This is a genomic window from Pseudomonadota bacterium (genome assembly GCA_010028905.1).
Classification (GTDB): domain Bacteria; phylum Vulcanimicrobiota; class Xenobia; order RGZZ01; family RGZZ01; genus RGZZ01.
In genome coordinates, this window is record RGZZ01000140.1 from 1 (window position 1) to 10645 (window position 10645).

A 10645-nucleotide genomic window follows, 5' to 3' on the forward strand; every position below is an offset into this window, starting at 1 on the left:
TTCGCTTCTGCACGTGAAGGCGCCCGGAGTGGTGGTGGCCGGTTCGGCGGGCGGTGCCCTGCACGGGTTCGACGCCCGCACAGGAGGGCTTCTCTGGCGATATGAGGTCGAGTCGCCCAACGCGGTGTCTCTCTTCGAGCACGACGGCCTTGTGGTCGTGGTTCAGCCCCGCAACGTGCGCACGGCGCAGGCCGCCCATCGCACGCCGGATCTGCGGGTCGAAGGCCTCGACGCGCGCACCGGATCGATGCGCTGGCGCTACGATACCGCCGCGACGCTGCGAGAGGCGACCGCGCTGCCCGACGCGCTGCTCGGGCTGTGCGTCGAGCTCGCGGCGCCTGACAAGGATGCCCTCATCGCCCTCGACCTGAACACGGGCGCCCCACGATGGACGAACCCGTGCAAGGCCTCCCTTCTCCATCTCGAAGGCAACGTGCTGTACGCCGTCGCGGCAGAGAGCGAGACCGCCCTTCGGCTCATGGCCATCGACCCTGTCTCGGGCAAGACGCGATTCACCCGTGACGGCCTCCGTGGAACCCCACAGACCAGCCCCGCCCTGGCCGGTGACACCGCGGTGATCGTGACCGCGGAGAGCCAGAGCGGTGACGAGAAGAAGCGCATCACGCGCCACGTGTACGGCGTCTCGACGAGTGACGGCGCCCTCCGCTACACCCTCGATCTCGATGGCGCCGAGGTCGATCGCGTCGCACTCGAGGGAAGCACGCTCTACACCGCCGGCGCGTCGTCGGCCGACCGCTTCACCGTGGGCGCGCGCGATGCGCGCAGCGGGCGCGAGATCGCCCGCGCCGAGAAGGATGGAGCGCTCGAGACCCCGCTCACCGCGCTGCCTGGAGGGTTGGTGATGGGCGTGGCTCGAAAGGAGGCAGACAAGACCCGTCACCTCTTGCTGCGCCTCGACCGCGCCACCCTCGCCACCTCGGCGACCATCCCCCTCGATGACGCGCCAGGGGAGAGCGCCCCCACGGAAGCCGACGGCCCACAAGGGCGTATGCTCGTGGCGCAGAGCGGCAGCACCCTGGTGGGCTTCGCGCTCGACTCCAGCAAGAAGGCGCTCGAGGTGACCGTCGACCTGGCGACCCCACCGCTCTTCGTCGGCAACAAGATCTTCTTCGGCGACAACAACCTCTGCCTCACCGCGATCGACATGGCGAACCCGACAGACGGCGTCTCGCGCATCTGCACGAAGGCCTGGTTCAACGGCGAGCGCCTGCCCAACCTCACCTTCGTGGCCATCATCATCGCCCTCATCATCGCCTTCATCGCTCGCGCGAAGCGCGACAGCAACCTGTTCATCCGACGGCTGCCGGGGCTGAACGCCATCGACGACGCAGTGGGGCGCGCAACCGAGATGGGGCAGCCCGTTCTGTACGTCTGCGGCACGCAGGACGTCGACGAGATCGAGACCCTGGCCGGGCTCTCCATCCTGGGGCACGTGGCGCGGCGCGCCGCGGAGTACGAGACGCCGCTGCTCGTTCCCACCAGCCGCTCGGTGGTGATGTCGACCGCCCAGGAGGTCGTGCGCGAAGCGCACTACAAGGTGGGTCGCCCCGACTCATATGTTCAAGACAACATCCGCTACCTCACCGACGACCAGTTCGGATACGTTGCCGGCGTCGACGGCATCATGATGCGCGAGCGACCCGCGGCCAACTTCTACATGGGCATGTTCTTCGGCGAATCGCTCATCCTGGCCGAGACGGGACACGCCACCGGCGCCATACAGATCGCCGGCACCGCCCAGGCCGCACAGCTGCCCTTCTTCGTGGCGGCCTGCGACTACACGCTCATGGGCGAGGAGCTGTTCGCCGCGTCGGCCTACCTCTCGCGAGATCCCCGCGAGGTGGGATCACTGAAGGGCCAGGACTACGCCAAGGCGCTCATCATGGGCGTCATCCTCGTGGCCAGCCTGCTCTGCCCCTGGTGGCCGCAGATAAAGGTGTGGATCGCGCCATGAGGAGGACGCCCCCGCCGTGAGACGCGAGATCCCGCTGGCCATCAGCTTCATCGCCGGACTGGTGATGATGCTGCAGTACTACAGCCCCCGCATCGACTATGCCGGCGGGTTCTTCGGCGATCGAGGCCTGGGCGATACGTTCCTGTCGTGGTTCAACATCGTCACCGTGTTCGCGTTCGTGCTCGGCGTCGTGAGCATGCTCGCCGTCAACGGATCGAAGATCGTGAAGAAGCAGGAGGGGTGGGGCTACAACCTGCTCCTCATCGCATCGTTCTTCATCACCCTGGGCTTCGGCGTGTTCGGCGGAACCGAGCGGGGCACGACGTTCTTCTGGATCTTCGAGTACGTGTACGGTCCGCTGCAGTCGACCATGTACGCGCTCCTCGCCTTCTTCATCGCGTCGGCGGCCTTCCGCGCATTCAAGGCGCGCACCATCGAGGCCACGCTCATGCTCGGCACCGCCTTCATCGTCATGCTGGGCCGTGTTCCCATCGGTGAGACCATCTGGACGAGCGTGGGGCTCGATCACATCATCCCGGTGGGCACCCTCATCGATCGGTGGATCATGGGGTCGTTCACCACCGCGGGGCAGCGCGCCATCCTGCTGGGCGCCTCGGTAGGCGCCATCTCGGTGAGCCTCAAGATCCTGCTCGGCATCGAGCGTTCGTACCTGGGAGGCGACTGATGCTGCTGTCGGCGCTGCGTCGCCTCGACCGTCGATGGGTCTACCTCGCCGTGCTGCTCTCGGCGGCGTTTCCCATGATGTTCGGGGTCAAGCTGCCCGCCTCGCCCCCCACGGTCGCGGCGCGCAAGCTCTTCGACGAGGTCTCCGCGATCCCTGACGGGAGCGCCGTCATCGTCTCGTTCGACTTCGAGCCCGGCAGCGAGGTGGAGCTGGCCCCCGCGGCCCTCGTGGTGGTTCGACAGCTCTTTGCCCGTCACTGTCGCATCGTGTCGCTGGCTCTGTGGCCAGCGGGGTCGACCGAGGCACGCAAGCATCTGGGCATGGTGGCCGACGAGTTCGCGCGGGCGGGAACCCCCAAGGTCTACGGAGTCGACTACGTGAATCTGGGATACAAGGCCGGCGGCGCGGCCGTTCTCCGTCAGATGGGCTCGAGCTTCTCCACCGTGTTCCCGAAAGACGTGGACGGCACGCCGGTCGACCAGCTCCCACTGATGACAAAGGTGAACCGGTTCCGCGATGTGGCCTTCGTGTTCAGCTTCTCCGTGGGCACGCCCGGCATGCGCGAGTGGGTGAACGTGGTGAACACCGAGTACGGAGTGAAGATCGGAGGCGCCGTAACGGGGGTGAGCGTTCCCGAGACCATGCCGTTCCTCGACTCGGGCCAGCTCAGCGGGCTGCTCGGCGGGCTGCGGGGGGCCGCCGACTACGAGACCCTCGTGCATCAGCCCGGCAGCGCGACGGCCGGGATGAACGTGCAGAACTTTGTGCACCTGCTCATCCTCGCCCTCATCGTTCTGTCGAACATCCTCTACTTCACCGATCCGGCGCGACGTCGCCGTCGGGCGAAGAACCGCTAGCGAGGCGCGCGATCATGCACACCGACGTCTCCACGTTCATCGGCGTATGGGTGGCCGCGCTGCTCACCCTCTGCATCTTCAGCTTCCTCTACAAGGACAACCCCTTCTACAAGTTCGCCGAGTACCTGTTCGTGGGATGCTCGGCCGGCTACTGGATGGCCATCCAGTACAAAGAGGTCATCCGCCCCAACCTCATCGACCGCCTCGCGCACGCGGCCACCGAAGCACAGGCTCACCACTTCAGCAGCGACTGGTCGTACCTGGTGCCGGCGGGGCTCGGGCTGCTCATGGTGATGCGCGTCTTCCCCAAGGTGGCGTGGGTGAGCCGATGGCCGCTGGCCTTCATGGTCGGTCTGAACGCGGGCTTCACCATCGTCTACTACATGGAGGCGCGCATCCTCAAGCAGGTGAACGCCACCATACTGCCGCTGGCGGTGAGCGGAGACGTCGCCCAGAGCGTGCAGAACGCCATCATCGTCATCGGCGTGCTGTCGGCCCTGGTGTACTTCTACTTCTCGGTCGAGCACAAGGGCGTGTTCGGCGGGGCGTCGCGCGTCGGCGTATACGTGCTGATGATCGCGCTCGGCGCGTCGTTCGGCTACACGGTGATGGCCCGCGTGTCGCTGCTCATCGGCCGCATGATGTTCTTCAAGAACGATTTCTGGCCGGTTGTCTCCCACGCCATCTTCGGCGGCGGTTGACCCCATGGATCCCCGTGCCGACCTCGCCCCCGTCGAGGCTGACCGGCCGCGATGGATTGAAAAGGCGCGCGCGGCACTGATCGGCGCGAGCCAGATCGATCGCCGCGCCATCTACCTTCTGGTTCTGGCCGCTGTGGCCATCCCCACGTTCCTCGCCGTTCCCACGAGGGTCCCCCCCACGGCGTCCGTCGAGGCGGTCTACACCCGCATCGAGGCGTTGCCCCCGAGGTCGCTGGTCTGGGTCCCCTTCGATCTCTGGGCCTCGAACCGGGCAGAGGTCGGTCCCGGCGCGCTGGCCGTCATGCGCCACCTGATGCGTCGAGGCCATCGAATCGTGGCTACCTCGCTCATCCCCGACGGGGTCTCGATCTCGGAGGCGGTGATGGGAAAGGCCGCCGCCGAGACGGGCCGGACCTACGGCACCGACTGGGTCGTCCTGGGCTACAAGGCGGGCAACGCCACGGTCATCAAGCAGGCCTGCGGGAGCCTTCCCGCCGCGTTCCCGGTAGACATCCACCACACCCCGCTCGACCAGCTCCCTCTCACCCGCGACCTGCGCAACATGCGCCAGGCGGCGCTGGTCTTCGTGGTGTGCGACAACAACCTGTTCGACGGCTATGCGGCCATCGCGGCCACAGAGAACAAGATGACGGTGGCCGGCATCACGAACGCGGTGATGGTGCCGATACTCACGCCCTACGTCAACGCCGGACAGATCACGGGGCTCCTGGGTGGGCTGCGGGGGGGCGCTGAATACGAGTCGCTGACCGGGATTGCCGGCGACGCAACGGCGGGCATGACCGCCCAGTCGGTCATGCACCTGCTCCTCATGGGGCTCATCGTGACCGCGAACGCGTCGTACGCCGCTGAACGAGCAGGCCGACGAGGACGACGCGGCCCGAACGCGAATGCGTGAATATGAATCGCACACCTACCGCCAGCTACAGCATCACCGTCCGGGTCGCCATCGAGAACCGCCCGGGCCGCTTCGCCCAGCTCGCCACCGTCGTCGGTGAGAAGGGGGCCTCTCTCGGGGCCATCGACCTCATCGAAGCCACTCGTGGGCACATGATCCGGGACGTGAACATTGCCTGCTCCGACAGCCAGCACGCCCGAGACGTGGTCGACGCGCTGCGCGCCGTCGACGGGGTCACCGTGCAGGGGGTGGCCGACCGCACGTTCATGGTGCACTACGGCGGCAAGATCGAGATCGCCGCCAAGCACCCGCTGCGCACGCGAGACGACCTCTCGATGCAGTACACCCCTGGGGTGGCCCGCGTCTGCGAAGCCATCCATGCCAATCCGGACGAGGCCTGGCGGCTCACGATGAAGCGCCACATGGTGGCGGTGGTGAGCGACGGATCCGCGGTGCTGGGCCTGGGCAACATCGGGCCGCTGGGCGCGCTCCCCGTGATGGAGGGCAAGGCCGTGCTATTCAAGAGCTTCGGCGGTGTCGACGCCTTCCCCATCTGCCTCGACACCACCGACGTCGACGAGATCGTGCGCACGGTGAAGGCGCTGGCCCCCACCTTCGGCGGCATCAACCTCGAAGACATCTCGGCCCCCCGCTGCTTCGAGGTCGAGGAGCGCCTGCGAAAGGAGCTCTCCATTCCCGTGTTCCACGACGATCAGTGGGGCACGGCCATCGTGGTGTCGGCCGGCATGATGAACGCCCTGAAGGTGGTTCACAAGACGTTCGATCAGGTTCGCATCGTCATCAACGGCGCGGGAGCCGCGGGCACGGCCATCGCCCACATGCTCACCGAGTGCGGCGCGCGTCAGATCGTGGTGTGCGACCGGGCCGGCGCCATCCACCGCGAGCGCACCGAGCACATGAACGACCGCAAGACGGCCCTGGCGGCGGTGACGAACCCGGGTTGCGCTTCCGGACGGCTCACCGACGTGCTGCGCGGCGCCGATGTCTTCATCGGCGTCTCCGACGCCGACGTGCTCAAGCCCGCGGACCTCGAGACCATGGCAGCCGATCGCATCGTCTTCGCCATGGCCAACCCGGATCCCGAGATCGCACCGGAAGACGCCATCGACCACGTGGCGGTCATGGCCACCGGTCGCAGCGACTACCCCAACCCAGATCAACAACGTGCTCTGCTTCCCCGGGATCTTCCGCGGCGCGCTCGACTGCCGCGCGTCAGAGATCAACGCGGCCATGCGCATGGCCGCCGCCCAGGCCATCGCCAGCGTGGTTCCGGAGAGCGAGGTGCACGCCGACTACATCGTGCCCAGCGTCTTCGACAAGCGGGTCGGTCCGGCCGTTGCCAAGGCGGTGGCGAAGGCGGCGGTGAAGAGCGGGGTGGCGCGACGCACGCGCGGCTAGGCATGCCATCGCTGCTCGATGTCACGGTGCATCCGGCCCGCGCGCGCCCCGTGGCGACCGTCGGGCTCGTGGTCTATCTCTGCGCGACGTCGATGGGCCTCGGGCAGCTCGCCTCTCCCCTGCTCGACCTCTCCCCCAGCGCGTGGAGCGGGCTTCTCACCGTCGTGTTCCTGGCGCTGCTGCATCGCTGGTTCCTGCCCACGCGCTATCGCCTCGACGAGAGCGGGTTCGAGGTCCGGTGCCTGACCCCGCGGCACTATCCATACGCCCGCTTCCGATCGTGCACCGCGCAGCGCCGCGGATGCTGGCTCTCCCCCTACACGAACCCCCGCCGGTTCGACAGCTTCAGAGGACTTTTCGTGCCCCTGGATGAAACCGAGGCCAGCGCGCGCCTGCACGCGCTGCTGAGAGAGAAGATCGATGGACGCCCTGCCCACCCTGCCTGACGCCCCCGACGCGCCAGACGACGATCCCGCGGCCGACGCGCACCTCCTGGCGAGAGTCGCCGATGAGATCGTGCGCCGCCGACTCACCACGCCAGCCATCCTCTTCCTCGAATCCGTGAAACCGCTGAACGTCGTGGGGAGCCAGATGCTCTCCTTCCTCGATCCCATCATGCGGCTCTTCCTCACGGTGCCAGAGGTCACGCGCTTCGCGCGCCTGCTCGAGCGCCGGGACACCATCGAGCGGCTGATCTGCGACATCGAGGCCGCCCAGGACGCCAGCGACCAGGAGAGCCGCCCATGAGCATCGACAAGGACAAGATCACCAGCATCCTCGCCACCGACTGCGGCAGCACGACGACGAAGGCCATCCTCATCGAGAAGCAGGGCGACACCTTTCGCCTTGTCACCCGTGGCGAGGCCCCGACCACCGTCGAAGCCCCGGTCGAAGATGTGACCGCCGGCGTGCTCAACGCCGTGGCCGAGGTGCAGGAGCTGGCCGGACGGCGCATCCTCGATGGCCGCCGCATCATCAAGCCGAAGACCGGAGACGAGGGGGTCGACGTCTACCTGTCGACCTCGTCAGCGGGCGGCGGCCTGCAGATGATGGTGGGGGGCGCCATCAAGCAGATGACCGCCGAGAGCGCGCAGCGTGCGGCCCTCGGCGCGGGCGCCATCGTCATGGACATCCTCGCGGTGAACGACGGGCGGCAGAACCACCAGCGCATCGAGCGCATCCGCAAGCTGCGCCCGGACATGCTGCTGCTCAGCGGCGGCACCGATGGCGGCTCGATGCGCCATCCGGTGCAGATGGCTGAAGTGGTTGCCGCGGCCGACCCGAAGCCGCGCCTGGGGCTGTCGTACAAGCTGCCCGTCATCTATGCTGGCAACAAGGAGGCCCGTCCTGAGGTCGAGCACCTGCTGGGTGAGAAGACCGAGCTCCTCGTGTGCGACAACCTGCGGCCCACCCTCGACGTCGAGAACCTGCAGCCCTCGCGCCACGAGATCCAGAAGCTCTTCCTCGAACACGTGATGGCCCAGGCGCCAGGCTACCGAACCTTGATGACCTGGACCGACGTCGACATCATGCCCACGCCGGCCGCGGTGGGCAACATCATGCAGCGCATCGCCGAGCGCGACCGCATCACCATTCTGGGGGTCGACATCGGGGGGGCCACCACCGACGTGTTCTCGGTGTTCAACGACCCCAGCGGCGAAGGCACGGTGTTCAACCGAACGGTGAGCGCCAACTACGGCATGTCATACTCCATCTCGAATGTGTTCGCAGACGCGGGCCTGCACAACATCATGCGATGGGTTCCCTTCGACCTCGAAGAGCGCGACCTGCGCAACCGCATCAAGAACAAGATGATCCGCCCCACCTCCATCCCCTCGCTCCTCGAAGAGCTCATGATCGAACAGGCCATCTGCCGCGAGGCGCTCCGGCTGTCGGTCGATCAGCATCGGGCGCTGGCGACCACGCTGAAAGGCGTGCAGAAGGAGCGTACCATCGCCGACGCCTTCGACCAGGACGGGGACGGAGACAGCCTGGTGGACATGATGGCCCTCGACATGGCCATCGGCAGCGGTGGCGTTCTCTCGCACGCGCCGCGCCGCCAGCAATCAGCCATGATGATGCTCGACGCCTTCCTCCCCGAAGGCGTGACCCGCCTCACCGTCGACTCCATCTTCATGATGCCCCAGCTCGGCGTGCTGGCCGAGGTGCACCCGGAGGCGGCAACCCAGGTGTTCGAGATCGACTGCCTCGTCTATCTGGGCACCGCGGTGGCGCCGGTGGGTCCGAACAAGCCTGGCCGAAAGGTGCTCGACGCGCGGCTCACCATGCCGGATCAATCGGTGATCGACGTGCCCCTCGCCTACGGCGAGCTGAAGGTGGTTCCCCTGCCCGCGGGCCAGACAGCGAAGGCGGTGCTCACCCCCGTCCGCGGCATGGACGTGGGCGCCGGACGCTCGCAGGCGCGCGAGGTCGTCCTGCATGGCGGGGTGTGCGGCATCATCTTCGACGGGCGCGGACGTCGGCCGTTCGAGATGCCCACCGACAAGGCGAAGCGCATCGAGAAGCTGGCCGAGTGGAACAAGGCGATGTCGCTCTACCCCGAGCCCCCTCGCCCCCCGCTCGAGACCGCGCGCGCCCACGCGGGAGGGAACCCCTGATGGCCACTGCATACACCCCCGGCTTGAAGGTCTCTCGGGCCACGCGCGTCCTCGAGGAACGACGCCTGCCCCTGCGCGGCGAGGTGCTGGTCGAAGTGGGCCAGCCGGTGACCGCCGACACCGTGGTGGCGCGCACCTACCTGCCGGGACGGGTCGAGCCGGTGAACGTGGCCAACAAGCTCGGCGTCGAAGCCCGCGAGGTGCCCGCCACGATGCTCAAGCAGCAAGGCGAGGCGGTGACGAAGGACGAGCCCATCGCGCGCAGCAAGGGACTCTTCGGCCTGTTCAAGAGCGAGGTGCTCTCTCCGCGCACCGGCAAGATCGACCTCATCTCGGAGACCACCGGACAGGTGATGGTGCGCGAGCCGGACGTGCCTGTTCAGGTCGAGGCCTGGGTCGATGGCGTGGTGGTCGAGGTGATTGCGGGCGAGGGTGTGGTGGTGGAGACCTACGGCACCTACATCCAGGGCATCTTCGGCATCGGAGGTGAGGTGACGGGCGAGCTCGTGGTGGTGGCCAGCGGTCCAGACAGGCCGCTCGAGGCGACCCAGATCACAGACGGTCACGCCGGCAAGATCGTCATCGGGGGCTCATACGTCACCCATTCGGTCATCACCGAAGCGATGAAGAAGAAGGTTGCGGGAATCATCGTGGGGGGCATTGACGATGCCGACCTGCGGGCCTGGCTGGGGTACGATCTCGGCGTGGCCATCACGGGATCAGAGGAGCTTGGACTCACCCTGGTGGTGACCGAGGGCTTCGGGCAGATCACCATGGCGGCCAAGACCTACGAGCTGCTCACCGCGGCGGCCGGACGCAAGGCCTCCATGTCCGGCGCCACCCAGATCCGCGCGGGCGTGATCCGCCCCCAGATCATCGTGCCCCAACCCATGGCGTCGTGGCCCTCGCAGCGGGCCGAGAGCGAGGCCGAGAAAGGGCTCGTGATGCACGTGAACAGTCCGGTGCGCGTCATCCGCCAGCCCCACTTCGGAGCGCTGGCCAAAGTGGTCAGCCTGCCCGTTGACCCGGTCGCCATCGAGACCGAGGCCCGGGTTCGCGTGGTCGAGGTCGCCCTCGAGAGCGGTGAGCGCTTGCTGCTGCCCCGCGCCAACGTGGAGCTCATCGAGCTGTAGGTCGCCGCGGCGAGCGGCAAGGGCCAGGGCCTGGCCGCACTACCCGTCGACGCGCTCGAGCGTCTGCGCCGTCGTGACCTCGAAGCGCATCGATTCCTGACGAACCACGACCCGGCTCTCGCGATGCTGGCGAGAGAAGCCCCCCCAGGAACGGTCGAAGTCGGCGCTGCCGTGCCCGTCGAGGGTGAAGGTTGTGGGATCTCCGCCGTCATCACTGTCATACGAGAGCTCGCGGAAGATCGAGACGAGACGTATGACGCCCGGCTCGACCGCGGCAACGCGATGCTCGCGCACCTGCTCGACAGGCGCGACCCGTCGCGGTGGCGTCGACCTGTCTCTTA

At 67.4% G+C, this 10645-nt stretch carries 10 protein-coding genes and 1 pseudogene; 10 read left to right on the plus strand and 1 reads right to left on the minus strand.

The features are described from left to right. The 10 genes and pseudogenes from EB084_11465 to EB084_11510 all read left to right on the plus strand — a co-directional run. Nucleotides 1–1975: hypothetical protein (locus EB084_11465; GenBank protein NDD28873.1), on the plus strand; the 1975-nt coding region annotated here is incomplete at its 5' end. A gap of 16 nt (nt 1976–1991) precedes the next feature. Beyond that, nucleotides 1992–2660: a hypothetical protein gene (locus EB084_11470; protein ID NDD28874.1), complete on the plus strand. Its 669-nt coding sequence runs from the start codon at nt 1992–1994 to the stop codon at nt 2658–2660. Further along, nucleotides 2660–3517 carry a hypothetical protein gene (locus tag EB084_11475; GenBank protein ID NDD28875.1) on the plus strand — a complete coding sequence of 286 codons (858 nt, stop codon included), beginning with the start codon at nt 2660–2662 and terminating at the stop codon, nt 3515–3517. The genes EB084_11470 and EB084_11475 overlap by 1 nt, the downstream gene beginning before the upstream one ends. A gap of 14 nt (nt 3518–3531) precedes the next feature. Then, nucleotides 3532–4218 carry a hypothetical protein gene (locus tag EB084_11480; protein NDD28876.1) on the plus strand — a complete coding sequence of 229 codons (687 nt, stop codon included), beginning with the start codon at nt 3532–3534 and terminating at the stop codon, nt 4216–4218. Further along, nucleotides 4187–5134, plus strand: a complete 948-nt coding sequence (locus EB084_11485) for a hypothetical protein (GenBank protein NDD28877.1) — start codon at nt 4187–4189, stop codon at nt 5132–5134. Before EB084_11480 ends, EB084_11485 begins: the two co-directional genes overlap by 32 nt. A 2-nt stretch (nt 5135–5136) precedes the next feature. Beyond that, nucleotides 5137–6553 (plus strand): annotated as a pseudogene (locus EB084_11490) (NAD-dependent malic enzyme). Between the two features lie 2 nt (nt 6554–6555). Next, nucleotides 6556–6999, plus strand: a complete 444-nt coding sequence (locus EB084_11495) for a hypothetical protein (protein NDD28878.1) — start codon at nt 6556–6558, stop codon at nt 6997–6999. Next, entirely contained in the window at nt 6974–7300 is a 327-nt protein-coding gene (locus EB084_11500) for a hypothetical protein (protein ID NDD28879.1), read from the plus strand. The genes EB084_11495 and EB084_11500 overlap by 26 nt, the downstream gene beginning before the upstream one ends. After that, nucleotides 7297–9171 carry a methylaspartate mutase gene (locus EB084_11505; GenBank protein ID NDD28880.1) on the plus strand — a complete coding sequence of 625 codons (1875 nt, stop codon included), beginning with the start codon at nt 7297–7299 and terminating at the stop codon, nt 9169–9171. The genes EB084_11500 and EB084_11505 overlap by 4 nt, the downstream gene beginning before the upstream one ends. Next, nucleotides 9171–10304, plus strand: coding sequence for a hypothetical protein (locus tag EB084_11510; protein NDD28881.1), 1134 nt, complete (start codon nt 9171–9173; stop codon nt 10302–10304). The genes EB084_11505 and EB084_11510 overlap by 1 nt, the downstream gene beginning before the upstream one ends. A 39-nt stretch (nt 10305–10343) precedes the next feature. Here the strand turns inward: EB084_11510 and EB084_11515 are convergent, their stop codons facing one another. Beyond that, nucleotides 10344–10598 (minus strand): hypothetical protein, encoded by a 255-nt coding sequence (locus EB084_11515; GenBank protein NDD28882.1) that lies wholly within the window; start codon nt 10596–10598, stop codon nt 10344–10346. Between the last annotated feature and the right edge of the window lie 47 nt (nt 10599–10645).

Excerpts from the sequence above, each read along its gene's own strand:
- EB084_11510 (NDD28881.1), top strand. The coding sequence starts at position 9,171 with ATGGCCACTGCATACACCCCCGGCTTGAAGGTCTCTCGGGCCACGCGC.
- EB084_11500 (NDD28879.1), top strand. The coding sequence starts at position 6,974 with ATGGACGCCCTGCCCACCCTGCCTGACGCCCCCGACGCGCCAGACGAC.
- EB084_11475 (NDD28875.1), top strand. The coding sequence starts at position 2,660 with ATGCTGCTGTCGGCGCTGCGTCGCCTCGACCGTCGATGGGTCTACCTC.
- EB084_11505 (NDD28880.1), top strand. The coding sequence starts at position 7,297 with ATGAGCATCGACAAGGACAAGATCACCAGCATCCTCGCCACCGACTGC.
- EB084_11495 (NDD28878.1), top strand. The coding sequence starts at position 6,556 with ATGCCATCGCTGCTCGATGTCACGGTGCATCCGGCCCGCGCGCGCCCC.
- EB084_11480 (NDD28876.1), top strand. The coding sequence starts at position 3,532 with ATGCACACCGACGTCTCCACGTTCATCGGCGTATGGGTGGCCGCGCTG.